This is a genomic window from Streptomyces sp. NPDC056222, assembly GCF_042264065.1.
GTDB lineage: Bacteria > Actinomycetota > Actinomycetes > Streptomycetales > Streptomycetaceae > Streptomyces.
Map to the genome: position 1 here is coordinate 1 of NZ_JBHJTL010000038.1, position 25,639 is coordinate 25,639.

A 25,639-nucleotide genomic window follows, 5' to 3' on the forward strand; every position below is an offset into this window, starting at 1 on the left:
GGACGTGGACACCACGTCCCGCCCCGGGGCTCGTGTGCTCGCGGATTAGGCCACGGAGGTGGGCCTGTTGTTGGGCAGGCTGGTGGCCTGCCGCTGGCCGAAGGGGGTGCTCCAGCTTCCCGTGCCCTTGTGCAGGTACGTGTTGGTGTCGCCGGCGTTGGTGGCGAACAGGTCGGGTCGGCCGTCGCGGTCGGCGTCGCCGACGCCGACGATGTGGCTGTAGCCGCCCCATCCGGCGCCGATCCTGATGCGCGGTGCGAAGGTGCCGTCGCCCTTGCCGAGGTGGAGCCAGAGGACGCCGGCGGTGTCGCGGGCGACGAGGTCTCCAGCTGTCGCTCCGGCGATGTTGCCGGTGGCCGTGATCAGGTTGTAGCCCTGCCAGCCCGTACCGATCTTCACGCGGGTCGTGTACGGCGTCCGCCAGCTGCCGGTGCCCTTGTAGAGCCACATGGCACCCGCGGCGTCGGTGGCCACGAGGTCGGGCTTCCCGTCGCCGTTGAGGTCACTGCCCGCGGCGATCTTGGTGTAGCCGCCCCAGCCCGAGCTGATCTTGTACCGGCCGGCGAAGGTGCCATCACCCTTGCCGAGGAAGTGCCACAGGACGCCGTCCTTGTCCCGGGCAACGATGTCCGCATGGGCGGCGCCGGCGATGTTTCCCGTGGCCTCAATCTGGTTGTAGATGTTCCAGCCGCTGCCGATGAGCTTCTGCTCCGCCGACGCCAGCCAGGGGTTGTAGTAGGCGAAGTGAGAATCGGCGCGCCACAGCCGGCCCGACCCATCGCGCAGGAGCACGTCGGGGGTGCCGTTGTCGTTGTAGTCGTGCGGTGCGGGCTTGCGGACGACCTTGAACGTGCCGGAGGAGGTCAGGACCGGACCGATGCCGTTCAGGGGCTCGGCGCTGATCTTCCAGGTGTAGTCGCCGTTGTACGCAGTTTCGTACTGGTGGCCGAGATCGCCCTTCCAGTCGAAGTGCACGACCGCGTCCGTCGGCCGGATGACTTCCTGGGAGATGATCTTGCCGGTCCGGACGTGGCGCAGGGTGACGATGGCCCGCACGTTGAACCGGGACAGCGTCCAATCGAGTTGTGCCTGGCCGCGGTTCTGGTCAAGGTCGATCACGGCGGGGACCTTGGAGCCCAGCAGGGCGACCTTGGTGGACTCGCCGCTGCTCGCGACGAGCGTGGCGGCCGGGCTACCGTCGGCGCTGGGGGCGATCCGGTAGAGGCCCTCGCCCTGCTCGACCGTGCCGCCGCGCACGACCTGGGCACCGTCGGGTGCGACAGCGGCCGTGAGGGTGTGGTCGAGGAGCTTGCGGGTGGTGGTCCCGTCCTTCAGGCTGCGCGCGGTCAGGGCGTTCAACGCGTCCGGCGCCCAGGATTCAAGTCCGCTGCGCGTGCCGTAGGTGACCCAGTCGCCGACCAGACCGACCTCGACGTCGCGCCCTCCGGCGGTGCCGGCCTTGAACTTCTGCGCTGCCTTGGTCGCGCGGTCGACTACCACCACCGTGACGTTGGCCGCCGCATCGTACTCGACCCAGGCGAAGTGCGTCGCCGAGACGGCGAGGTCACCATGGGTCTTGGGGAGTTCGTACGTCTCCGTCACCGTGTTGGCGGCGAGGTCGAGCGTGGCCGCGTACTTCGTGTACGACGTGCCCGTCTGGGTGCTGTAGGTCAGCAGGGCGTGGTCGGCCGTTCCGGGCGTAACCCTGACGCCATAAGCCTCCCCAGGAAGACCGGCCGTCATCTTGGCCGACCCGCTGGTCGTGCTGTGCATCTGGGTGATCCAGTCCCCGTCCTCGTTGAATAGGGTGGTGAACAGCGCGTTGCCCGCAGCTCCCGCGTACGCGGTCTCGGTCTCGGTCTCACCGCCAAGGGACACCGAGGCCAGCTTCTGGCCGGTCGCCATGTCGGTAAGGTCAGCACCAGTAGCCCAGTTGGAGGCCACGATGTCGCCCGAGCCGGTGCTCTCGACCTTGGCGGACCAATTGATTTCCGTGGCAGCAGATCCGTCCGCCGGAACCCAGTACCGCGTCTGGGAGTAAGGCTCCTCACCAGTGGGCGCGGTCTTCGTCAGGGCCAGATAGCCCGTGGCACCCGCGCCGATGATGGTGCTGTTCTTCGGGAACGGCGCGACGCTCGTCGTGGTCGCGGCCGCCCCCGTCGTGCCCTCGGTAACCGGTACGGCGATCGCCGGGGCGGCCAGCGCGGTCGAGCCCACGGTGACGGCGAGCACGGTAACAACGGCTGCGGCCAGCTGCCTACGGGCGGGACGTGCGTGGGACAAAGTGTGTTCTCCTCAGGAAGACCAGACACACCATGCATAACGCACGGTCAGACTCTCGATCAAGGAAAAGGTTGTACGGTACGCATGCGGATTTCCAGGGGACGGCCTCCAACATCTGGCGGCGGGTGCCCACCTCGTCCGAGGAACCGTCGACGTCAGCGTCGAGTGCGTCCACGGACGGGAGCGCAAGGAGAGCGGGCTTCTCTACACGGGCACGCGTCGAAGTCGATGATTGTGAAGGACATCGCTTCTCATTGGGGATAGGGCCCCCTGCCTGGGCTTCCGAACCAACCAGGCCGTTGTGGCGCCACCGACCAGGCACCTGTTCGGGCAGCCTTTCAGGATGTTCGGGAACTGATGCTGACATACCTGACGATGCGCCAGGTACGCGCTGCGTCGAGCACGGAGCCACTCTCCGCATCGACCTGCAAATCGTTCAACGCGCCCGGCAGCCCCGGACTTCATCTGGTCCCGGAACAATAGGCGGTCGAGCAGACCTACGAGACGGTCCCGGTCGCTCGCATCGGCGACCACAGCGCGTCCGTGGCCAAGATGCCGGACGCGGCGGGCTTCGCCTCGTACCGGATCACCGCACAGGACAGCGACGGCAATTCCATCGGCTCCGCGTAGGCCGCTCGGACTACGCAGGAGATGACCGTCCTTCGTCGTGCCGCGCTTCTCCACGAACCGCTCCATCGCCTCCCGCACCGAGCTGCGGCAGAGGCACCTCCCGGGACTCTCCCGCCTTGCGATGCTTCAGCTTCGCCGCCCGTCCGTGTGGAATGGCGGTCCGGACCGCATCGTGAGGGGCACGGGCAACGGGTCGGCTTGGCGCAGTCCTTGAAGAAGGACTGCATCCCACCGGGGTGCAGGTCAGCAAGCCCGGACACTGTCCGGCCCGATGCTGACCATTTGCTGACCCGGAGGCGGCACTCAGAGCGCTGACCTTCCACCCCTGCGGACCGCGGACGAGGGTCATCCGCACACGGTTGAGGTCGAGGCGCGGGGTGGAGACCTGGGTGCTGGTGGCGAGCTGGTTCATGAAGAGCAGGACGACGACCTCGTCCGCGGAGGCCGACACCACCGACGCCGTCAGGGCGGCGTCGCCGCTCGGGGGCTTCGCGACCGTGGCCTTGACCACACCGCGGTACTGCTTGGCTGTGGGGGCGACCGCGGTCGTGGTGGTCTTGCCGTACTGGTCGAGAAACGGGCCCGTGAGGTGGGAGCGCGCCGCGGCGAAGTCGCGGTCTAGGTGGCGGTAGTCGTGCGACAGGATGGTCGGGGCGGCCTTGTGTGCCGCGGTGAGCGCGGCCGTGCGTGCCTGGGCCGTGCGTTCCGCCTCTCGGTACTTCCAGCCGAGCATGGCGGTGGCCACCACGCCGAGTACGACCAGGATGGCGAGCACCGCGCCGAGCCGGCCTGGGCGAACGCCCGTCCGGGAGGTCGGCTGGGGCTCCGGGGTAGCGGGCTCGTTCGGCTGCCGCGCCGCCCGTTCAGCGCGCAGCGGCCGGGCCGCGTGCGTGAGGAGTACACGAGGCCTCCCGTTCATGCCGCGCCACGAGGCCCGCTGCCTGTGCACCGGTCAGCGCCGCCATGGCCGTCGCGGCGACCGCCGTGGCCACCACACCTCTCCGTATGCACTGCCTTGAAATCCGCCCGGCCATCCCTCCGGTCCCTCCCCATCGCGACACTTCTGTCACGTGCTCTACGGGGAGGCGGGTCCGTCGCGTCGGTCGAGGGGTTTCTTCCGTCGATTCTGGTTTCGGAGCGAACAATTCATTCCGGCCGCGGACCCGGCCGCTTCCCCATGGCCGCGAGGACACCGGTTCTCCGACCGCGCCCAGGCCCGGCACGCCGCCGTCCACTCCCTGCTAGAAGCAGGACACAGCCCGCGCTCGGTCCAGCGGACGCTCGGCATGACCTACCGCACCGTCAAGCAGTCCGCGACTACAAGTACTTAGACGACCGGTGGCATGAGGGCTGCACCAACGCCTGGAAGCTGTGAGAGTAGATCGTGCCGCTCAGCGACAAGAGGATCCCGTCCTGCACGCACTTCCCTCTGCCAGCATTCCGCGCCGCCAGGGTCACCATCCCCGGCGACAGGTGCCGTCAGTCTTGCCCGGGCCGAGCGCTGTCAGCGGTTGCACGCGACTTGGACAGCAGGCTGGTCAGCGTGTGACCGGCCGCAATGTCCCGCTCGTCAGTCGCATGCAGGTCGGCAAGGTCACGCCTGAGCCCCTTGGGCCGCAGGGCCAATACTTCGCTAATCGCCACCGGACCCACTTGAAGTGTGTCGTACTTGATCGGGTCCTCGAGGAACGCCGTGGCAGCTGCCGCCAGCACCGCGCGCGCATCGCGCGCACCCGATGGCAGGCCCTGAAGGAACTTCGCGGCACCGAGCGTCGGATCCTGCGCATCAGGGCAGCTGAGCACCGATAGGGCCTTGCCGGGGAGTCCCGGGTAGCCACCCGTCATCCAGGCGTCCACGACGAGGGCCGCCTCGCCCCCCGCATCGTGGACGCTTCCCGACTGCCCCGAGGAGCGGAACCGGCCACGCCTGAAGGGGTCTGCCGCCGCGGAGCCCGCTCGGCCGGTCTTCCCGAGCGTCGCCTCGCAGATCTGCACCCGAACCTGCGCCGGCGGGTAACGGTCGGACCCAGCTCCCGCCGACCCGTTGGCCTCCATGGCATCAGCGAGCGTCAGCGCGTAGGCCGGTCCGCAGGCCAGACACGCGCAGACGTCAGCGAAGGCTTCGCCCAGCCAGGTCTCCCAGACCTGGACACGCTCCGGCTGCAACCCGCTTCCCCGCAATCGTGCTCTCAGCTCCTCGGAAAGCCGACAGTCGTCCTCGATGTGGTGTCCGACCTCATGCGCAACGGCGAGCGTGCCGGGCAGATGCTCGCTCTGGTGCCACGGCACCCCGATGATCGGGAACGGGAGCTGTCGGACGGCGTCTCGGCCGACGAGGGTGTAGATGTCACGTGGCAGCAGACTTCGGTAGTCGCTGCCGCGCGCTACGGCGAACGGGGCAACGTTCCGATTGAGAAAGACCAACGGTGGTAGCTTGAGCGCCGTGCCAACCGGGTCCAGCGCAGGCTTGTAGCAAGACCAGGCCAGTTCATCCGCCGCGTCCAGGAAGTCGCGATAGGCGGGCATGCAGCGCAGCACCAGTTTGCTGCGGAAGAAGTCCCACACATGGTGCAGGTCGAGTACCTGCTCGGCCAGATCGGCGACAGCTCCACCGGAATCCAGCAGGCCGGCCAGATCCTCGATGGTCGTGGTCAATTGGAGCGCCAGTCGGTGCACCTGTGTGAAGTGCTTCTCCAGCGGCCCGTTCTCCTGAACGTCGGCCTCCCAGTGCTCGAGATCGCCCCGCAGGCTCGCGATCACGTGGTCGAGTTCGACCCTGCGGCGTTCTTCGTACGTTGAGCCAGTCATGGCAGCGTGTAGGTGGTCGGTGCGGCGAACAGAGCTATCGCCCGGGCCGCCAGCCAGTCCGGACGGCCCGGCCCGGCCGCGCTGTCCCGAGCCGATCGAGCGCGCAGACCGGCCACCATCGCCGCCAACGACCGCCCTTCCGCCACACCTTCGGCCAAGTGGTCCACGGCCGGGTATGTCTCGTACATGCTCAATCCCATACAGAGGACGGCCGCTGTGGGAAGTTCCGTGAAGAACTGCGCGGCAAACAGGTTGCGCCGCAGCAGCTGCTCGGGAATGTCCGCCGACGACCCGGGGAAGGGCGGATCGAGCACCACCAGCGGGGAACTGCCCGGCTCCATCATCCCCAGCCAGCCTGCGAGAGACCCTGCCGAGAGGTCGGCCCCGCGCGACTTCAGCTCGAACCGCGACTCCGAGTACGAGGGCGACAGGTCGAGGTACGGGGAACGACCAATGGCCTCCAGCGGCGCCGTGACATGCACCACCGAGGCGCGGGGAACCCATGGATTGGGCCTGTCCAGGTGCACCGACCCGACACTCCGGATGTCGAACCCGTGGGAAGCGTAGATGTCGGCCACGTCCACCCCGAAGGCCTCGTGACTCCCCCGAGACTGGGACTGGATGGCCGACGAGGGCCTTACGATCACGGCCAGCGGCTGTTGTTCCGTCCGCAACCGCGGCCGCCCGCGCGCCAGTCGCTCCAGAGTGCCGCGCTCGATCGGCGCCGACTCATCCAGGCCCAGCGAAGCGGTCAGTCGGGCGATGGCCAGCCTGGTCCGTGGGCCGAGGATACCGTCGACGGGCAGATCCGGGTCGACGGAGCCGCGCAGTGCCGCCTGGACGTAGCGGATATCGGCTCCTGCGGCGGCGGCCGGCAGACTGCGGTATGCGAAGAGAGTTCGCGGAGCTTCAGCTTCGGCAAGGCCGGAAAGGGCGAGCTCCCAGGGCAGGGCCTGGATGTTCGGATCGTCCGACTCCAGGCGCAGCGCGGTGGTGCCGTGCCCAGCCGATTTTCGGAAGGCGTCCGGAAGAGCCTCCTGAAGAGCGCGCACCACAGCAAGCCCGTCCTCGACGAGCAGCAGCCGCTGCAACGCTTCCAGGTCGCCCACCGGCAGCTCGCGTGGAGCCGTCAGCTGCACAGCCTCCTCACCGTGGCGGTCGGCGATCAGCAGCCTCCCGTCTATGGTGGATTCCGGCTCCTGCTTCTGACCGAGGCGCCGGTAGAGGTGGCTGGCTTCCGTGTAGGCCGCCTCCTCGTCCGCGACCATGGCGTAGGTGTGCAGCACGTCAGCCGCCCAGCGGGTCGGCCGGCCCACGAGCCTGCATGCCTTGATGGCCTCCACGAGCAGGGGGATCGAGACACCGCGTTCGGCGCTGGACGGCGGAGATGTGGCCGTCAGCAGCAGACCGGCCGCGTGAAGCAGCGGAGGACGATCGGAGCTGACGGCACCCACCGCCGCGTCAGCGGGATTCAACGCGCCACCGAGGCGGGCCATGGCCTGGAGCCAACGCCACCGGGCCAGTTCGGCGTCCCACTCCGCAGCAGCGGTGATCCCGTCCACCGCCTGCATCGCCCGGTCACGCGCCCCGGCCAGTCGGTCGATTTCGCCCAGGAGGGCACGGTGCAGGGCGTCGTCCGCGGGTTCGTACTCGGCGTCGTGTGCGGTCCGGTCCGGCGTGGTGAGGACGCGCCGTAGTGGTGCCACCGCCGCCTCTGAGGCGCCCCTCGGCGTCGGGCAGCGCCGAAGCTCCTCCAGCACGAAGAGCCGAGCGGACGGAGGCTCCAGGGCGGCGAGCGCATCTGCGAGGACGGGAACCAGTTCGTTGTGGCGCCACCAGGACTCGACCAACTGGTGCACCACGCGAATCGCTGTGATCGTCGGTGGCACGTCCCGGTCCGGCCTCGGGCCCGTATCCCCGGCGGTGCCCGGAGGCTCGACGTGCGTGTGCCCGGCAGAGCGCGTTCCTCGGGCAGTGGCCAGCTCCTCCGCCAGAAGGTCGGTGCGGATCACGAACTCGTTGTCGGACGTGATCCATCGGCCTGAGGTGTTCTCCGGAAGGATGCGAGCCATGTTCAGCAGTCCCGCCGCCTCATTGAGATCTCCGACATCGCGGATCAGGAATCGGGCGTGCAGGAAGAGGCATTCGGGATGGCCGGAGCGGAATCCGAACTCCTGCCACATGCTCGCTGCCTGGCGGAAACGCAGATCGGCTTCGTCGACGGCGAGCAGCTCCCCCAGCACCACCCCGCGCAGTTGGTGTGCACAGGCCTCCAGACGGAAGCGGGAGAGGCCGAGAACGTTCTCGGCGAGGCCGGAGGCCTCGTCAAGGGCCGTCAGGGCCCGAGTCCCCCGGCCGAGGAGCAACTCGGCCTCGGCGCGCACCAGCGCGACCTCGGCGGCGTGGTCCGCGGTCGCCCACCCGGATCGGGCAAGTGAGTGCAGGGCGGCCGCGGGCCGGTAGCAACGCAGCAGCAGCCGGCCGTTCAGCAGCCTCGCGGCGTCCGCGTCCGCCGTCCCCGCGGCAAGTCCCGCTGCTCGCTCCGACCAGATGAGTGCCTCGTCCAGCCGCCCGTGCCGTTCCCGATCCCTGGCGTACGCGAGGGCGATGTCGCCCGCCTGCCGGAACCGGCCTGCGGCCACGGTCAGCTCGAAGGCCCGTGCGTACACCTCGCTCGCGGATGGATCACCGACCGCCGCCCTGCAGTCTCCGAGGACACGCAGCAGGTCGGCCTGCTCACCTTCGCCGACCGCGGCGAGGGCCGCCTCGGCAAGCATCGCAGCCTCTTCGGCCCGGCCCTCGACGGTGAGCATGGCGGCCTGCAGTGCGCTCTCCTGTCCGGACACAGGTATCGAGCCCGGTGCGCGCAGACGGAGCCGTTCCACGTGGTTCAGGGCGTACTCCGCCTCGGCCCAGTGTGGATCCGAGAGGCCGGCCCGGTCGTGAAGGGCCCGCCGGCTCCAGACGTAAGCCTCCTGCACATAGGCATCGGCCAGATCACCGTACGAGATCAATCGGCGCCCGTCCCTGGTGCGCAACGGCTCGCCGTCCTCCACGTAGTCGGGGCCCATGACTTCGGTGGCGATCTCGTGGAGGTCGTCGAGCGCTCCTGCGTCCCGGGCCCGGCGCAGCGCGGTGCGCCAGGCGTCGCCCGCACCCGGGTCGGCCATCTGGAACCGGTGGTACAAAGCCTCCCGCGTGTACGCCACCCACTGCTCGGGGTCTTCCGCGGCGAGAAGTTCGAAGTGACGGGCGAACGCTTCGTGCAGCTCGTGGTAGACGCGCTGGTCCGAGACGAGCTGGCGCAGCGGGCCGAGCACGTCAGGGTGGAAGATGACGGCGGAAGGGTCACCGGGCGCCTGCGAAACCCAGGAGGAACTGCCGACGTAGGTCAGCAATCGCAGCCAGGCCTCGTGCAGCGCGGCGTCGCTGTCGGGGGGCGTCGTGAACGGGAATGCCTCTTCGCCCGGTAGACCATGGAGATCGCGCCCGGGGTCGTCACTCGCGTTCGGTCGCGCCATGTTCCGTACCAGGAAGGTACGCATCACCGTGCGCAGATCCTGCTCCCGCAGGCGCCGGGGTACGACTCCGTATCTCAGCAGCCAGCGCACGGCGTGATCGTCGATCCGACGTACTACCCGGTCTATCAGGAGCGGCATCGCGGGATTCGGGCACGCCGCGAGTTCGTCCGGACGGAGGGTGGGATCCTGCTCGATGGCGTCCGCGAACACCGCGAGCGTGAGCGGCCGACCGTTGGCGCGACGCCGGGCCACCTCGCGCTTCTCGGCATCGGCGATGCCGCGCATGTCCCGCAGGTAGATCTCCGCTTCCTGGGGCGTGAAAGGGTCGACCCGCACATGGTCGACCTCACCCAGGGACTCCAACGCGTCGGGTACGCGCTCGCGGAGGTCGTAGCGCCCGGCGAGGACCAACCGGAGGCCGGGGCACGCTTGTCGCACGCGGCCGAGCAGCCGCAGGAGCCGGTCGGCCTCCTGGTTCCCGCGCAACAGGAGCTCCTCGAGTGTGTCGACGACGAGCAGCGCCGGCCCGTCCGCAGCGGCATCGTTGAAGCGGCTGACGAAGACGTCGGTGATGGTCTGCTCCAGCCCGCCGGGATCCAGGGTGTCGATGCTCTGGGCCGCTGTCTCGGCGAGCGTGGACGGCAGCCGGTCGAGCAGACTGCGGAACGACGCGTACTCATCCAGTTTCCCGAAGCTCCGCTGCGACCAGCGGTAGTCGAACTGAGCGGCCGCCTCCAGCAGGACCAGCCAGGGATGGCGCCCGATATTCGCAACAGAGACAAGGTCGAAGTCGATCCGGGCACAAGGAACGTCCCGCTCGGCCGAGATGCAGTGGCGCGTGACCAGCCATCGCAGCCGCATGGTCTTACCCATGCCGGGCGAGGCGAATACCTGCCAGACCTTACTGCCGGAGCCGGCCAGCAAGGCGTCGGCGTGCTCGCGCAGGCCTGGTGGCGAGAGGTACTGCGCGCACCGGGCATAGTCCACCGCCCAGTGGCTCTGCGCGCGCACATACCCCGCACGGTCCAGCCGCAACCGGGCGATCTCCGGGCCGGACAGGGTGACCCGGTCCGGATCAGCGAGTACGTCCAGCAGATCCTGACAGCGTGGAAAGTCGCGACGGCCGCTGGCCTCGGTGAACAGCTTCTCGAACAGGTTCCGAGCCTGCTCGCTGTTCGCCACCAGCAGGTGCCGCAACTCTTCTATGTGGTCCCGCCTCTCGCGGGAGAGGTCGGCGAGCTTATGCTCGAGAGCAACCAAATCATCGGGAGGTGCGCCGCCCTTCCATCCGACCAGCCAGCCCTGCATGTAGGCGCCTCGCTCGTCATCATGCAGTCGATACAGGTCCGGCCGATTGGCAACATTTTCGATCAAACCCAGGTCAACCAGCTCGGACAGCGGGGGTGCGCCAGATCCGGCCAGCGGGCGCAGCAGGCCATCGAAGATCTCACCGTCGAAGACAGATGCGGCCGCACAGCCCCGGAGCAGTTGCTCCCACCCTTCCGGGAGCAGCGACCGGCGGATCTCGGTAAGGCTCACGCCGGATCCGAGCTGATCGATGATGGCGTTGAGGTGCGCTTTCACGATCCACCCCCTTATAGATCGGCCATTCGGACCGCGCGGGCGATCCGGTGGAAGATCTCGACCGGCACACGCTCCCCCGGAAGGCTCCCGTGCGCGTCGAACACGGACCTGACGAGCTTGAAATCCAGCCCGACCCGCTCGCAGTACTCGTGGGCGAGGCGTACGAACTCACGCTTCTCGAAGTCGACAAGCGTCACAGGCGGCCCCCACACTCCGCCGTCCGCAGGCGGTAGCCAAGCATCGGTCCAGTCTTTGCCGGCCGTCAGGATCAGCTTGAGAGGCGGCACTTCCCCCTCTGCGATCGGCCTGATCAGCTGGGGGTAGACGACTTGGCTGAACGAGTCCCCAATGACGTTCTCGGCCTGATCGAGCGCAACCACATGGCTACGGGTACCCGACGCGTCCTTCAGCGCGCCGAGAAAGGCCCGGAAGATCCCCTGCCTTCGCTCATCGGCAACGCCCACGTCATCATCGAATGTGCGCCACTCGTCCAGGCCACTCCCTGCCGCAGCACCAGCCGCCGGGCCGGCATCGGGGACCGGACGGCTGACGAGCAGCGAGTTGAGCACGTTGTTGAATCCGAAGAACGCGGACTGTGGCAGCGGCTCGGGCTGTTCCGGAGCCACGCACGCCTCGCGGATCGCGCGCAGCACGTCCAGCCACTCCTTGGCCTTCACCTGGCGGTCCTCGTGGCCGGGATCGGGGTGCTTCAGCACGTCGGCGAGGTTGACGTAGGTGATCCGGTGACCACGCAGGAAGCACGTCAGAAGGCAGCTGAGGGTGAACCAGGTCTTCCCCGTCTTGGGTTCCCCCGCACTTGAGAAGCCAGTGACGACCAGCAGCGACCGATGGTCGGCCTGGTCCAAGGCGTCGAGCGCCCACCACGCGTCGCGACGCTGGGGCGCCCGGTCCAGGAAGGATTTCAGGTCACGGAACCCTCCCCGGCTGCATAGCCTGGTGATGGACTGTTCCGACGGTTTGAAACTGACGGTCAGCGCGGACGCCGGGTCCAGGCGCGTGTGGAACACCGGCAGTGCCCACTCGCCCGTATCCAGGAACTCCAATCGCAGCTCCTGGCGGGCTTTGGCCACCGACAGGTCCACCGGATCGGCGCACGCCAATCCTTTATAGAACACCTTGGCGAATTGTACGGCCGCCTCCGACTCGACGTCCGCCTGCATGGACACCACCATCCCGACGCCCGCAGCCATGAACGCATCCGACAGCCCACCGAGACGATCCATCGGATCAGCCGTGGTGCGGCAAGCGTTGAGCACGACGAGAGGAGGCTGCCAGCTCCCTAGAAGCTCTTCGATATCCGTCGAGGTCAGCGTCCAGGCAGCCGGCCGGGCAGCCCCACGCGGAAGGCCTGGCGTCAGCCAGTTGAACGGCAGAGCAGCGGGGTCACCCGGCACCGCCGGCATGCCGTGGCCGATGAAGTGCAGGACATGAGGCCGCAGCCGGTCGAACTCGTGTGAGAGTTCGGGCATCGTCGGGCCGTCAAGAAGCTGGACGTCCGCCCGACCAGGAGCACTGCCAAGTGCGCCTCCCACTAGCGCTAGTTCGGTGTCCGCCAGCAGTTTCTTCTCGCTGGGGTTGCACACCACCAGAAGCACGCGCAGCGGCCCCTGCTCAGCTGAACGCTGGGCACCGTCGTCCTCTCGGATGCGCCCTCGCGACCAGAGCAGATTGGGATCGCGGAAGAGCCACTTGTGGTCCTGTCGAAGCAGTTCCCAGGGGAGCACGCGGAGCGGACGCGGTTCGATTTCCAGGCACACCCGCAGAGGCTGGAGCCCAGCACCGATGGGACGTACGCTCCGCCACAGTTCACCTACCCCGCCGCTTACCAGGGCAGAGAACAGCAGGTCGCCCACCCCCTCCCGGGCCGCCTCTGAAGTGCCCAGTTCCAGTGCGGAGGAGAACGGTTCGGTACTGGCATCCGAGGGTTGGTCAAGGGCCGCGACCAGCTCGGGCCCCAGTGGGGCCACTGCCTCCCTCGACTCGGAAGCGCCCCCCTCGATCCGCAGTCGGACGTGATAACTGTCGCCTGCCTGCTCCCCGCCCTCGGCTGCCTCGATGTGGAAGTGCGCAGTGGTCATCAAGCCTCCCGCGCTTCGTCCCGGTCGTCGTGGACCGTTTCGATGGGGGCCTGATCGTCCGTCGACGCGATCATCAAGACGGCGTGGGGGTCGTCCTGCGCCTCCTCGACCAAGACCGGGGGCACCTTGCCAGGCTGAGCACCACGGCCCGGTTGGCGCGGCCCGTAGTCGGCCGACACCCGGCCCCACCAGCTCTCTTTCAGCTTAATTACGTGGTAGAACGGGGTAACGTCGGAGCCGGTCCACTTGATTCCAAGAGCGTTGGAGCGCATCACTGACGCGCCGAGCGCCACATCCCCAAGCGCGGCCGGTCCGCCCGGACCGGCTGTCGCCGACAGTTTCAGCTCCGCGGCCGCACCCGACCCTGCCGCGGACAGCACCGTACCGCTGGTAGCGGATACCACCTCGGTCACGGCGAGCATCGTTGCGGTCCAACTCCCGTTCCACCATTGATTGACGAGCTCACCGGCAAGGCTTTTGACATCAGCCGTCCCCAACTGGCTCAACCCCTGATAGACCACGAGAGTCGCGTTATTCCGCTGAAATTCGACCAGTGCGCCGGCGTCCGCCACGGCGAGGGCAGCGAATCCATCAGGACTGCTGCCCGCGGCCTTGAACCGCACAGTCACCGCGCCGTTCGAGTCATACGTGAACGCTGCAGGAGGAGCGCCGCGCTCGCGGGCCAAAGAGATGCCTCGCTTGGCGAGACTACCCGCGGTCCGAACTGCTCCGTCCTGTACGTCGTACACGCTGCCGAGCCGCACCTGACGCGACAGAGGCCAGGTGACCCACCAGCCCCTCCACGGGTCACTCATCGCATCTCTGTAGAGATCGTACGTCTCAGTCATCAGGCACCACCCCAACCATCCGGATCCATCCGGCCGGTCGAGGTGGGGCCAGCGACTACGGTGAGCCTTGCACCGTCTCACCAACCCAACAAACGGCCGGACAATCGCTGTTCCGATATACGCATACTTCGATTATCAATCGGAGCATGGCGCAATTTTCGCAGATGCAATAGTTGATCAAAGAAACGGCGCCCACCGTCAAGCCAACGCCAGCGGAACGAGCTCAACACTTCCTGACTCTAAGCATCCTCACATGGGAGCCGAAATCACTCGAAGTGCCAGAACAGCTAATCTCTACTATACATTTGGTGCGGCCCCGCCGCCGGTCTGTCCACGGCCGGCGGCGGGGCCGCATAGCGACGCTCTGAGCCTCCTCCACCGGCCGAACTTGGGCCGAAGCCGCGGCCCGTCCGGTTCGCGATCACACGAGCAACTCGTGCGGTCACTCCGTGGGGCGATGCCTCGCAGTTGGTCCCAGTAGTGGAACAGAGTCCGAGTCATCGGACCGGCGGCGGATGCGAACGGACTTGACTCGACCGCGTCTGTGGAGACGAAGGGTATTCATCCCGCCGCATTCGCCTGCACCTGCAGCGACACCAGATCAAGCACACCATCCCGGAGCCAAGGAATTAGCGGGCCAAGCGCCGACGCCTTATTGCGTCGGCATCGCCCGCCTGCCCAACCAGCCCTGGCAACCGGGCATCAGTCGCGAAGTGGGCGCGCCGCACCCTGGACGAGCCAGGAAACCCGGGCGACCCGCTACGTCCTACCAGGCCTCCGCGGACCGGTTGCAGCCGACGGAATGGGCGGAACCGGTGGAATGCCTGGGCGGCACACGCCGAAGTCATCCGAATGAGTGCATCGCCCGGAGAGGCGGCGACCGCGCATTGCAGTGTTGGTTGGAGAAGTTGGTGCGAGGTCGATAAGTCTTGGTCAGTGAGCGATTCCGCCGTGGTGTGAGCAGGTTCCTCGCCCCGTCGAGTGGGATATCCAGCCGTCGATGCAAACAGTGCCGCCGTACCTCGGCGCCTGTGCGGATGGCGCAGGGGCAGGCAGCACACGTGGTCTGACCCAGCAGTTGGACTGTGCCCCGATCCACCACTCCTGCGGCGATCCAGCCGGACACACTCCGTACGGTGTATGGGCAGGAACCAGCCCCTCCTGCACGAAGACCCGCATCGCAGCTTCCAAGGACGATGGAGCCGGCGGGTTTGCATCTTCGGCGAGAGGCATCTCGTCCAGCCGGCGGTCGACCTTGATGAGCTGCGCTGCGATGCCTTGCCCAGCTAGCGGCCGGGCAACGTTCACGACAGATGCGACGCGTCTCCCGGCATCTGCCTTGTCCAAGCGGGTGGTATCCGTGGCGAACACGTGGCCGTCGGACGTCATGAAGCGCAGCGTGACCTCGTACCAAGCGGCTTGCCGGGGGTGGCCGTTGGTCACGCTGACCTCGACCGAGGACATGCCTGTTTCGGGATCGGCGCATTGCACGGGGCCCAGCTGGACATCCTCGGCCAGTGCGACGCTCTTCAGTGGTTTGAGGGGTTGCGCCGCGACCTCTCGCGGGCAGAGCTCCTGCTCCTTGTGCGGAGACGATCGAGCGCAGCCCGATCCCAGAAGCGCGACCGCTGCGACTGCCGCCAGAGCGCCTGCCCGCACCTTGCCCCCAACGCTTGGCCGACTTGTTCCGGAGCTCGCATCCGACGCCTCGGTTGCCTTCCGCAAGCCTACGAGCGACATGACGCGTCGTGGCTCCGGAGCAAAGCTAACAGCGACTGCTTAGGTGACCGCAGGAACGCTGCCAGGAACGGGCTGCGGCTGGGGAGAATGAATGTCCGGTGGGGAGCGGCTGGGGAGAATCGACCACGCAAGACGACATCACCGCGAAAGCCCCGGAGACGAGCAAAATCGCAGGTCAGCACTGCTCGTAGAGCAATCTGCACAGGTCAGCGCGTTGTGGGCGACGACTTCAAGAAGATCTCCTCGCCCTCGGAGGCAGCACATTCCCTGCCGCTCCTCTGGCTGCCTCCCAAAGTCCAGCATCCAGGATCCGGGCGGCCTTGGTGATGCTCCCCGGCATCAGGTGCCGTTACGTGCGGTACGTCTCCTCGATGGACTTGTGCCCCATCCACTCCGCCACGTCGGTAATGGGGATGCCGCTGCCGACGGCGTTCGAGGCGAAGTAGTGCCGGAAGCCGTACATCCCCACCCCTTCCTCCGGCGGCAGGTTCGCGAAGAGCTTCTTCACCCGGCGCCGCTCATGCCTTCAGTGAAGTAGCCGCCCGGGCCCCGCAGCAGGTAACCGTCCTTCGTGGTGCCGTGCTTTTCCTCGTACCGCTCAATCGCCTCCCGCACCGACCGCGGCAGAGGCACCTCCCGGAACTCACCCACCTTGCGGTGCTTCAGCTTCGCCGGCCTCAGCGTGTTCGAGTGGATCTGCTCACGCACCCGGTACACGTCCTGCGCCACGACGTTGTTGACGTTCACCGCCCGCGCCTCGCCGTTCCGCAGGCCGCATCCCGCCATCATGACGATCTCCAGCGCCAAGTCCTCGTCGGCGACAAGCAGCGCCCTCTTTACGTAGGCAAGCGACGGGATGACCACCTGCTCACGCACGTATTCCGGTTCCTGAACCCCCTTCACCGGGTCGTCGGCCATAGCCCCCTTAGCATACGCGTCGCGAAGAATCGTCTTCAGGGCCCGGAATATGTTTACCTGATTTCCCCGGCCGACCCCGTCGCTCTCCATCTCGTCCAGGAACCGCTCGACCACCATCGGCGTGACCGAGTTCAGCGTCCGCGATCCCAGGCGCGGGACAATGTGAACGTTGATCGAGCTGTCGATGTGCTCGCCCGTGGAGTACTCCGTCATCCGGCGCTGCCGCGGCCGCCACTGCTTCGCGTACTCCTCGACCGTCAGCTGGCCCAGTTCGCGGCGGGCCGCCGCCACGGACGGCGCCGTGGTCTTCTTCTCCGCGTACAGCTGTGTGAGGCGCTCGATCGCGTCGTCCTGCGTGTCGTATCCGGACTCCTCGCGCTGCTTGCCCAGCGCGTCACGGAAACGGATCGAGTACGGGTGAGGGCAGCGGGTGGGCTTGGCGCAGCCGCAGTCCTTGAAGAAGGAACCCATGCCGCGGGCGAGCTGTCGGGCCATGTAGCGAACCATCCGATCCAGCCCAAGAATCATGCTCAGGCGCCTACTGCGGGTCGATGGTCAGCAAGCGGGGACACGGCTGGGACGCGTGCTGACCGTTTGCTGACCTGATGGGGGCACATGATGCCCCTGACCTGCGGCAACCCCAAATAGTCAGATCTTGGACTTGAACATTGTCCGGAACATGAAGAAACTCCCGAAATGTCTGCTCCCTGCCTGCTTCCTGCAGGTCAAAGGCGGTCTTCGGAGGCTACAACGATTCGCATGTCTGGTCAGCTGTCCCCAGGTGTTGCAGACCTCACGCCGACCGATCGCTGACTTCTCTGACGCCCCGCGAGAAACCACGAGAGGCCCAAACGCTCTCGGCCTGGCCCATCCGCACGTCCCGTGCGAGGACGCCAACGGCGCCACGCACTGCTCCGCGGCCAACGGGCAACGCGGATCGTGATCCGGGGCTGCAGCCGAGGACGGAGCGGTGAAGTGCCCGCCAGCCATGACCTACGTGGCCATTGCCATCGGCTCTGCGTCAGGCACGGCCACGGATATCAGCGGACGAGCCGCTCCCGTCAGTCACGCGAACAGCGCACACCAACAGCAACCCGGGCCGACCTACGCGATGGTCTCGACGCTGGCCAAGACCGTGGAGTAGGTCTAGACGCGACAGATCGCGAAGTCGCCCACGCCCAGCACACGCGGCGTGCTGAACCGTAGATCGGGCAATGCCACGACCTTGCGCAACAAGGTCATCCGCCCCGCGCCGAATCCCACTCGTCACGCAACAACGAGTAGTAAATGCTGTCGCGCCACGTCCCGTCCGGGCGTGGCCAGTCACGACGAACCACACCGTCGCGCACCGCTCCCAGACGTTCCAATGCCTGTTGCGACCGGATGTTCTCAGGGTCCGTACGGAACATCACCTTGTCGCAGCCCAGCCCAGTGAAGGCATGGTCCAACAGGAGACGCTTCGCCTCCCGGTTGATGCCGGCACCCCACCAGGCCCGCCCCAGCCATGTGGAGCCGATCTCCACCTGCCTGCGCACCGGATCCGGGTACCAGTACGACGTGGTCCCTGCCACCTGCCGATCGACCAGCACCGCAAAAGGCAGGCGCAGCGCTTCACGGCTCAGTGCGGCCCGGATCCACTCCCGCATCGCATCCACCGTCGGCGGACGGTCGTACGGCAGCTTGGCGAAGACCTCGTCGTCGCCTACGGACCACAACCCCTCAGCGTGCTCAAGGGACAGCGGTTCCAGACGGACACATGGGCCGGACAGGACGAACGGGCGCAATGGAAACACCCGATGAGTCTGCCACCAGCGGGCGGTGTCCGGTGGACGAGTTGGAGCGCGACCGGCTGCTGGACATCGCGGTCGGCTGTGGCTGCACCGACGGGGAGTTCACTCCCGCCCGTAGCGGCCCTTCACCGCAGCCGCGGGCACCGCCAGCCGGACCGCGGTACGGGCAGCGCCCGGACAGCGGCACCACCGCCCGGCGCCGGTACCGCGACGGCAGCACGTCCGCCTTCACCGGATCCCGGACAGCGCCGCCGTGCATCGAGCCGAAGGCCCCGACGGCCGACGGTGCCACCTGTACCGGTTGGCCATCCACCCCGCGCACCGCCGGCACGGCTGGCCGCGGCGCTGCCGACAGCTATGGAGCAGCGGTTCGCTGCGCTGAGTGGACGACGCGATGGTGCTGGACGGCAACGAACTCGCCCACCGCGTTCGGCGCGCGATGGGCTACGAACCGCGGCCACGCTCGATTCATGGGGCCAGCCACCTACCACCTGATCCGCGACCGCTACCGGACGGGCAGTTGCGCCGCCACGATGACGTTCCCGTACAGGTCCTCGAAGTGCAGAGAACGGCTGTCGACCCCCTCCCGCTCGTCCCACACCCGCACGCCGTGTGCGCGCAGGTGATCGGCGGTCTGTTGCGCGTCGGCCGTATACAGGACGAGCAGGGGTTGGCCGCCGCACTGACGACCGATCAGCTCGCGCTCCTGGTCCGTCGTCGCGGGCATCAGCCAGAGGCCCGCCGGGGCCCGGCCGGGCAGGCCGATGTGCAGGTAGCGGTAGCCGTCAGCCGTCTGGTCGTGCAGGACCTCGAAGCCCAGGACGTCCCGGTAGAAGGCCAGGGCGGCTTCGGTGTCCGCGACGAGCACCACCATGCGGCCGAGCGCGGAGAAGAGCGGGTTCTGATCGGGAGAGGGAGCCATGGGTGAAACCTCCGGGTGAGGGCGGTGCGTTGCGTCGACCGGTCATTCGACGCCCAGCAGGCGCCGCCGGTCGTCGGGACGGGATGCGAATTGCGCACAGGGCGCCCGGTGGACGATGCGCCCCTTCTGCATGACGGCCACGTTCTGGGCGACCGAGAGGGCGAGGCCCAGGTTCTGCTCGACGAGGACAACCGTCATGCCCTCCGCACTCACCTCCCGGATCACCTCGCCCACCTGGGCGACGATCGCGGGAGCGAGGCCGTCGGACGGCTCGTCGAGGAGCAGCAGCCGCGGATTTCCCAGCAGGGCCCGGGCGATCGCGAGCATCTGTTGCTCTCCTCCGGAGAGTTGGTCACCGCGATGCCCGAGCCGCTCCCCCAGTCTCGGCAGCAGGTCGAGAATCCGCGCCCGGGTCCACGGCCCCCGTGCGGGGCGCCGCGCGGCGATCGCGAGGTGCTCCGCCACGGTCAGCGGCGCGAACACCCGGCGCCCCTGCGGAACGACACCCACGCCGGCCCGGGCGATCACATCGACGCGTGCCCCGGCGATCTCCCGGCCGTCGACGGTGACGCTGCCTCCGTACGGCCGGACGAATCCCATGACGGTCGAGATGAGGGTGGTCTTCCCGACCCCGTTGCGCCCGAGTACGGCGAGGATCCCGCCCGGTTCGAGGTCGAGATCGACGCCATCGAGGACGACACCCCCGGCGTAGCCGGAGCGCAGGTCGCGCACGCTGAAGAACGGTTTCACGAGGAGACCTCCACGGTGCCCAGGTAGGCGCTCTGGACCTCGGCGGAGGCCCGCACCTGGTCCGGGGAGCCGGTCTTGAGGTGTCTGCCGAGGTGCATGACGCTCACGCTGTCGGCCAGTTCGAAGACCATGTCGAGGTCGTGTTCGATGAGGAGTACCGTCACCTCCCGGGGCAGGGCGGCGATCAGCTCCGTGAGCCGCTCCGTCTCCGCCGGCGACATGCCGGCGGCCGGTTCGTCCAGGAGCAGCAGCCGGGGTTCGGTGGCCAGCGCGACGGCGACTTCCAGCTGCCGCCGTTCACCGTGCGAGAGCGCGGCCGCCGCGAGGTCGTGCCGGGTGGGCAGGCCCACGCGCTCGAGCAGCGTGCGGGCCTGCGCGATCGCCGCCGCGTTGCCACTCACCTTCCGCCAGCCGCCGAGTCCCGTCCCGGTCCGGCGCAACGCGGCGAGCAGGACGTTCTCCAGCACGGTCTCGCGCATGAAGAGACTGGAGTGCTGGAAGGTCGCGGCGGCGCCGAGCCCGACCCTGCGGTGCACGGGCAGCCGGGTCACGTCCTGTCCGTCGAGGAGGATGGATCCGGCGCTGGCGGGCAGGGCGCCGGAGATGAGGCCGAACAGTGTCGACTTGCCCGCGCCGTTCGGTCCGATGACAGCGTGTCGCGCGCCGGCCCGCACGGTGAGGCAGACCTCGTCAACAGCCCTGAACGACCCGAAGTGCTTTGACAGCTGACGTAGTTCCAGTAGATCGCGATCGGTCACGCCGTCCTCTTCCGGGTCGGCCTGCGCGGAAGCCGTATGCCGGCCAGTCCGCGGGGCAGTGTGTAGACGGCGATGACGAAGAGCAGCCCGAGCAGCAGCGGTCCGCGTCCGGCGACGGCCTCGAGGTTTCCGAGGTAGTCGCGGGTGAGCCAGATGAGGGCGGCCGCGGCGCATGTCCCCCGCATCGAGCCCGATCCGCCGATGACGACGGCCAGCAGGGCCAGGGCGGCGATCTCGAATCCCGCGTCGCCAGGCGAGACGAAGCGCTGCACCGAGACCCACAGCGACCCGGCGGCGCCGGCGAGCGCCGCGGCGCCGCAGTAGACGGTTAGCGCGTACCGCTGGGTGGGGTAGCCGATCGCCTTCATGCGGGCCTCGTTGTCGCGGATTCCGCGCAGGGCGAGGGCGAACGGTGTCCTGCCCAGGCGGGTGACGGCCGCGAAGAGCAGCAGGAACACGGCCAGCACATAGAAGTAGACCAGCCCGTCGAGTTCCAGCGCTGTCATGCCGGGCAGCGGGACGACGGGCGGGATGCCCGACAGTCCGTCGGTGCCGTTGGTCAGCGACTTCCAGTTGACCGCGGCGCTGTAGGCGATCTCGCCGATGGCAAGCGTCAGCATCAGGAACACCACACCGCGGGCTCGGACGGCGAGCCACCCGGTCGGCACGGCCACCAGCGCGGAGACACCCGCGGCGATGAGGAGTTGGAGTGTCCCGACGTCGGTGAGTCTCGTGGCGACGATCGCCCCGGTGTAGGCGCCGACGCCGAAGTAGGCCGACTGGCCGAGGGTCGGCAGTCCGGTCAGGCCGGTGAGGAGGTTCACGCTCATGGCGAGCAGGGCGAACACCAGGATCCGCGACAGGGTGCCGATGGCATACGGGCCGAGGAGGAAGGGGGCCAGCGTGAGCCCCAGGAGGACGGCGACCACCGGCAGGCGCCGTACGACGGTACCGACAGCGCCGGAGGTACCGGTCGTGCGGACGGTTCGGGGAGTGCTCATGTGCGCACCGCCGACGAGACCAGGCCGTGGGGGCGTACCACGAGGACGACCAGCATGGTGCCGAAGAGGAGGAAGGGAGCGTACTCCGGGAGCAGGGCCACACCGAGTGTCTGCACCTGGCCGATGAGCAGCGCCCCGACGAGCGCACCGCGGACGGAGCCGAGACCGCCGACGACCACGACGACGAGCGAGAGTACGAGGACGGATTCGTCGACGCCCGGCCCGGGGCCCAGGATCGGTGCGCCGAGGACTCCGCCGACCGCCGCCAGGGCGGCGCCGAACGCGAAGACTCCGTAGAGCACCTTGCGGATGTCTACCCCCTGTGCGCGGACCATGTCCCGGTCCGCGACGGTGGCCCGTACCAGTGCGCCGAGGGAGCTGCGTTCGAAGACGAGGTACACGAGGATCGCCAGACCTGCCGCGACGGCGATGAACACCAGCCGGTACACGGGATAGGTGTGGCCGAGGAGGTCCACCGTCCCGCGCAGCGGCGCCGGCGGGTCCGTGGGCAGCACCTCGCCGCCGAAGGCCGCGGCAAGGAGGTCGGCGACGATGAACGTGATGCCCAGCGTGAGCACCGCCTGGTCCAGGTGCCCACGCCGGGCCAGAGGCTGGGTGAGCAGCGTCAGGGCCGCTCCCCCCAGGGCACCCGTCAGGGCGCCTGCCGTCAGGGCGAGGAGCAGACCCGCCACGCTGCCGTCGGACAGGGTGTAGGCGATGTAGGCCCCGCCGAGGTACAGGGTGCCATGCGCCAGGTTGAGGACGTCCATCATGCCGAAGACCAGGGAAAGGCCGACCGCGATCGTGAACAGCAGCAGACCGAAGGCGACCCCGTCGATGACGCTGACGAAGTTGCCGTCCAACCATCCGGCCATGTCAGCCGCCCAGCCGGCCGAGCTCGGAGCTGACGGTGTTGGCGCCCTGCTTGACCTGACGCAGGTACCAGGGCTGGATCGGCGTACCGCCGCTGTTGAACCGCCAGGTTCCTCGGGGGCTGTCGATGTCCCCCACCTTGGCGATGGCGGCGTTGACCGCTTCCGAGGTCACCGTGGAACCGGCCGTCTTGATCGCCTTGTCGAGCACCTGCGCCGCGTCCCATGACGCCATCGCGTACGTGGTCGGAGCCACGCCATAGGCGGACTGGTAGGCCGGCGCGAACTGCTTGTTGGCGGCGTTGTCCAGGTCCGCGCTGTAGTTGAGCGCGGTGAGAATCCCGGTGGCCGCGTCTCCCTGCCCCTTCAGTACGCCGCCCTCGGTGAGGAAGCCGGGCGCGTAGAGCGGGATCTTGCCGGCCAGGCCGAAGTCCCGGTACTGCTTCACGAAATCGACGGCCGCACCGCCGGCGTAGAAGCAGAAGACGGCCTTCGCACCGGATCTCTCGATCTGCGCGAGATACGGCTGGAAGTTCTTGGTACCGGGGAACGGTGTGTAGACCTCCTCCCCCGCGATCTTGCCGCCCGCCGGGAGGAACGTGGACTTGAAGCCCTCCACCTCGTCCTTGCCCGCCTGGTAGCCCGCGGCGATCAGGAAGACCGGGCCGCCGGCCTTCTCCGCAACGTGCTTGCCCAGTGCCTTGCCGGGTTCGTCGTTGACGTACGACGTGCGCCAGATGTACGTGGTCCCGGTCAGCGTCGTGGGTGAGGCGTTCGAGCCGACGAGCGGGACCTTGCTGGTCTCGAACAGGTCCTTGACCCCGTTGATGGTGGCCGAGCTCACCACACCGCTCACCGCCAGCACCCGGTCCTGCTTGACCAGTTTCTCCGCCGCCGCCTTGCCCGAGTCGGCCGTTTCTCCCTCGTCCGCGACCACGATCTCCACCTCGCGCCCGCCCAGCCTGCCGCCGTGCTGTTCGACGTAGAGCTCGAAGCCCTGCTTCATGTCGTCGCCCAGCGCCTTGTAGATCCCCGACTGCGGGACGAGGAGCCCGATCTTCACGGGCCCGCCTTGCTTGTCGCCGCCGGATCCGAGGCTGGAACCCCCACATGCGGTAACGAGCGAGAGGGCCGCCGTCGCGGCGATCAGACCAACGGGACGAAACCGACCTGTCATGGAAACTCCGAACGTTGTCAACCAGCCCTGGAGGGCCGGATGTTGCTGATAGGGCTGCCTTGAGGGGTCCCAGGCGAGGAAGGTCCAGCTCTCAGGAGTGACCTGGCCGCCGGTTGAGGAGCATCGAAGGTGACACGTATCTATCGCGCAATCGCGACGACCGTCAAGAGATCGCGAGATAGTGGGTCGCAACCCCTTGACCCCACCCAGGCGCATAGCGGAACACTGGCCATCGTCAGATTTACGCAATGTCGCTTGAGCGACCGGGCTCTTGACCAGTCAGGGAGTGAGCACCATGACCGACGATCCATCACGGCGCAAAGTCCTCAAGAACAGCGGGGTGTTGGCCGGCGCCGCACTGCTCTCCGGCCTGCCGGGCGGGCACACGGCGCAGGCGGCCGCCCCGCGTACGGGCGAGTCCGCGCCCGTCGTGGAGCTGCCCGCGGGCCGACTTCGCGGAGGCACCGAAGGAGGTCTCGCCGTGTTCAAGGGTGTGCCTTACGCGGCGCCGCCGGTCGGCGCCCTCCGGTGGCGGCCGGCTCAGCCCCATCCCGGATGGCAGGGGACGCGCGACGCGACCGCCTTCGGCCCGAGTGCACCGCAGCCCTACCGAGAAGGGGGCGACCAGGTGCTCGGCACCCACGGCTCTCCACCCTTCGACGAGGACTGCCTCACGCTCAACGTCTGGACCCCAGGAGCCGATGACGCCAAGCGGCCGGTGATGGTGTGGATTCACGGCGGCGGATTCATCTCCGGATCCGGTTCGATGCCGAACTACTCCGGCGAGACCTTCTCGCGCAACGGCGACCTCGTCGTCGTGACCGTCAACTACCGCCTCGGGCCGCTTGGCTACCTCTACTTCGGGGAGGACGGAGCCGGGGGGAACTTCTGGCTCACCGACCAGCTCGCCGCGCTGCACTGGGTACGGGACAACATCGCCGCGTTCGGCGGCGACCCGGACAACATCACCCTCGCCGGACAGTCCGGTGGCGCGCTGTCGGTCGCGGCGCTGGCCGGGGCTCGGCCCAAGGGCCGCCCGCTGTTCCGGCGTGCCATCCTGCAGAGCCCTCCGCTCGGGCTGAAGATCCCCACCCGCGCCGAGTCCCTCCAGCGCACCGCCGCCTACCTGGACATCGTCGGCGCGAAGAATGTGGCGGAACTACGCGCCGTGCCCTGGCCCCGCCTGATCGCCGCGGCCTTCGAGATGTTCGGGCGCACCGGGCGGTGGGGTTACTGGTCGACGCCGTTCCTGCCGGTGCTCGACGGGGTCACCCTCGACCGCGACCCCACCGATCTGCTGCTCAGCGGCGCCGGGGCGGACATCGACGTCCTGATCGGCTGGACCAGGGAGGAGGCCAACTTCGCCTTCGCGCTGAGCGAGCCGTACGCCGCCGCGACCAGGGAGCAGGTGATCGTCAGAGCGCGGGACACCTTCGGGAGCCGGGCGGAGCAGGCGTACACCGCGTACGAAGAGGCCCGGCCAGGTGCCCGCCCGGTGGACGTGCTCATGGATCTGATCACCGACGACTTGTTCCGAATGCCCGCCCTGGCGCTGGCCGAACAGCGGGCGGCCCGCGGGCGGCCGGTCTGGGCGTACCAGTTCAACCTCCCGACTCCCGCGCACGGTGGTCAGCTCGCGGCGGCGCACTGCCTGGAGCTGCCGTTCGCATTCAACAACTTCGACAAGTGGTCGCAGGCACCCTTCCTGGCGGGGCTGACCCCCAGGGTCCGTGACGGTCTCGCCGAGACCATGCACACGTCCTGGATCTCCTTCATCCGCACCGGCGACCCCAACCACGGCCCCATGCCCCAGTGGGATCGCTACGACCGGGAATCCCGCACCACGATGGCCCTCGACTCGGTCACCACCGCGGTCGGCGACCTCGCGGGCTACTGGCGGCGCCTGCACCACCGTCGGTGATGAACATGCGGCGCCAA

General features: G+C 68.1%; 16 protein-coding genes. 1 reads left to right on the forward strand and 15 read right to left on the reverse strand.

Translation table 11 applies throughout. The features are described from left to right. Positions 1-45 precede the first annotated feature (45 nt). The 15 genes from ACFC0D_RS19390 to ACFC0D_RS19460 all read right to left on the reverse strand — a co-directional run bounded on the left by ACFC0D_RS19390 (position 46) and on the right by ACFC0D_RS19460 (position 23,587). The gene (locus tag ACFC0D_RS19390) at positions 46-2,283 is read right to left on the reverse strand and encodes an FG-GAP repeat domain-containing protein (RefSeq protein WP_376437147.1); all 2,238 of its coding nucleotides are present in this window, start codon (positions 2,281-2,283) and stop codon (positions 46-48) included. Positions 2,284-2,923: 640 nt separating this feature from the next. Continuing rightward, the gene (locus ACFC0D_RS19395; protein WP_376437150.1) at positions 2,924-3,688 is read right to left on the reverse strand and encodes a hypothetical protein; all 765 of its coding nucleotides are present in this window, start codon (positions 3,686-3,688) and stop codon (positions 2,924-2,926) included. 704 nt (positions 3,689-4,392) lie between these two features. Then, complete coding sequence (locus ACFC0D_RS19400; RefSeq protein WP_376437153.1) at positions 4,393-5,673, reverse strand: hypothetical protein; 1,281 nt, start codon at positions 5,671-5,673, stop codon at positions 4,393-4,395. A 44-nt stretch (positions 5,674-5,717) separates the two neighbouring features. Further along, positions 5,718-10,826 (reverse strand): hypothetical protein, encoded by a 5,109-nt coding sequence (locus ACFC0D_RS19405; RefSeq protein ID WP_376437156.1) that lies wholly within the window; start codon positions 10,824-10,826, stop codon positions 5,718-5,720. An 11-nt stretch (positions 10,827-10,837) separates the two neighbouring features. Further along, positions 10,838-12,925 (reverse strand): CHAT domain-containing protein, encoded by a 2,088-nt coding sequence (locus tag ACFC0D_RS19410; RefSeq protein WP_376437159.1) that lies wholly within the window; start codon positions 12,923-12,925, stop codon positions 10,838-10,840. Then, positions 12,925-13,773, reverse strand: coding sequence for a hypothetical protein (locus tag ACFC0D_RS19415; protein WP_376437161.1), 849 nt, complete (start codon positions 13,771-13,773; stop codon positions 12,925-12,927). Before ACFC0D_RS19415 ends, ACFC0D_RS19410 begins: the two co-directional genes overlap by 1 nt. Before the next feature lie 2,089 nt (positions 13,774-15,862). Then, positions 15,863-16,021, reverse strand: a complete 159-nt coding sequence (locus ACFC0D_RS19420; protein ID WP_376437163.1) for a hypothetical protein — start codon at positions 16,019-16,021, stop codon at positions 15,863-15,865. Further along, a complete protein-coding gene (locus tag ACFC0D_RS19425) occupies positions 16,018-16,926 on the reverse strand; it encodes a tyrosine-type recombinase/integrase (RefSeq protein ID WP_376437165.1) in 909 nt (302 codons plus the stop codon). Before ACFC0D_RS19425 ends, ACFC0D_RS19420 begins: the two co-directional genes overlap by 4 nt. A gap of 743 nt (positions 16,927-17,669) precedes the next feature. Continuing rightward, on the reverse strand, positions 17,670-18,224 hold the full coding sequence (locus ACFC0D_RS19430) for a GNAT family N-acetyltransferase (protein WP_376437168.1): 555 nt from the start codon (positions 18,222-18,224) through the stop codon (positions 17,670-17,672). 502 nt (positions 18,225-18,726) lie between these two features. Next, complete coding sequence (locus tag ACFC0D_RS19435) at positions 18,727-19,143, reverse strand: VOC family protein (protein ID WP_376437171.1); 417 nt, start codon at positions 19,141-19,143, stop codon at positions 18,727-18,729. A 42-nt stretch (positions 19,144-19,185) separates the two neighbouring features. Further along, positions 19,186-19,893, reverse strand: a complete 708-nt coding sequence (locus tag ACFC0D_RS19440) for an ABC transporter ATP-binding protein (RefSeq protein WP_376437174.1) — start codon at positions 19,891-19,893, stop codon at positions 19,186-19,188. Beyond that, positions 19,890-20,651 carry an ABC transporter ATP-binding protein gene (locus ACFC0D_RS19445; RefSeq protein ID WP_376437177.1) on the reverse strand — a complete coding sequence of 254 codons (762 nt, stop codon included), beginning with the start codon at positions 20,649-20,651 and terminating at the stop codon, positions 19,890-19,892. Before ACFC0D_RS19445 ends, ACFC0D_RS19440 begins: the two co-directional genes overlap by 4 nt. Next, a complete protein-coding gene (locus tag ACFC0D_RS19450) occupies positions 20,648-21,652 on the reverse strand; it encodes a branched-chain amino acid ABC transporter permease (protein WP_376437180.1) in 1,005 nt (334 codons plus the stop codon). Before ACFC0D_RS19450 ends, ACFC0D_RS19445 begins: the two co-directional genes overlap by 4 nt. Next, a complete protein-coding gene (locus tag ACFC0D_RS19455; RefSeq protein ID WP_376437183.1) occupies positions 21,649-22,527 on the reverse strand; it encodes a branched-chain amino acid ABC transporter permease in 879 nt (292 codons plus the stop codon). The genes ACFC0D_RS19450 and ACFC0D_RS19455 overlap by 4 nt, the downstream gene beginning before the upstream one ends. A 1-nt stretch (position 22,528) precedes the next feature. Beyond that, the gene (locus tag ACFC0D_RS19460) at positions 22,529-23,587 is read right to left on the reverse strand and encodes an ABC transporter substrate-binding protein (RefSeq protein ID WP_376437185.1); all 1,059 of its coding nucleotides are present in this window, start codon (positions 23,585-23,587) and stop codon (positions 22,529-22,531) included. A gap of 409 nt (positions 23,588-23,996) precedes the next feature. On the opposite strand from ACFC0D_RS19460, the gene ACFC0D_RS19465 reads away from it, so the two are divergent. Continuing rightward, positions 23,997-25,622 carry a carboxylesterase/lipase family protein gene (locus ACFC0D_RS19465; RefSeq protein WP_376437188.1) on the forward strand — a complete coding sequence of 542 codons (1,626 nt, stop codon included), beginning with the start codon at positions 23,997-23,999 and terminating at the stop codon, positions 25,620-25,622. The last annotated feature ends 17 nt before the right edge of the window (positions 25,623-25,639 follow it).

Excerpts from the sequence above, each read along its gene's own strand:
- ACFC0D_RS19435 (WP_376437171.1), bottom strand. The coding sequence starts at position 19,143 with ATGGCTCCCTCTCCCGATCAGAACCCGCTCTTCTCCGCGCTCGGCCGC.
- ACFC0D_RS19455 (WP_376437183.1), bottom strand. The coding sequence starts at position 22,527 with ATGGCCGGATGGTTGGACGGCAACTTCGTCAGCGTCATCGACGGGGTC.
- ACFC0D_RS19425 (WP_376437165.1), bottom strand. The coding sequence starts at position 16,926 with ATGGCCCGACAGCTCGCCCGCGGCATGGGTTCCTTCTTCAAGGACTGC.
- ACFC0D_RS19410 (WP_376437159.1), bottom strand. The coding sequence starts at position 12,925 with ATGACCACTGCGCACTTCCACATCGAGGCAGCCGAGGGCGGGGAGCAG.
- ACFC0D_RS19415 (WP_376437161.1), bottom strand. The coding sequence starts at position 13,773 with ATGACTGAGACGTACGATCTCTACAGAGATGCGATGAGTGACCCGTGG.
- ACFC0D_RS19465 (WP_376437188.1), top strand. The coding sequence starts at position 23,997 with ATGACCGACGATCCATCACGGCGCAAAGTCCTCAAGAACAGCGGGGTG.
- ACFC0D_RS19450 (WP_376437180.1), bottom strand. The coding sequence starts at position 21,652 with ATGAGCACTCCCCGAACCGTCCGCACGACCGGTACCTCCGGCGCTGTC.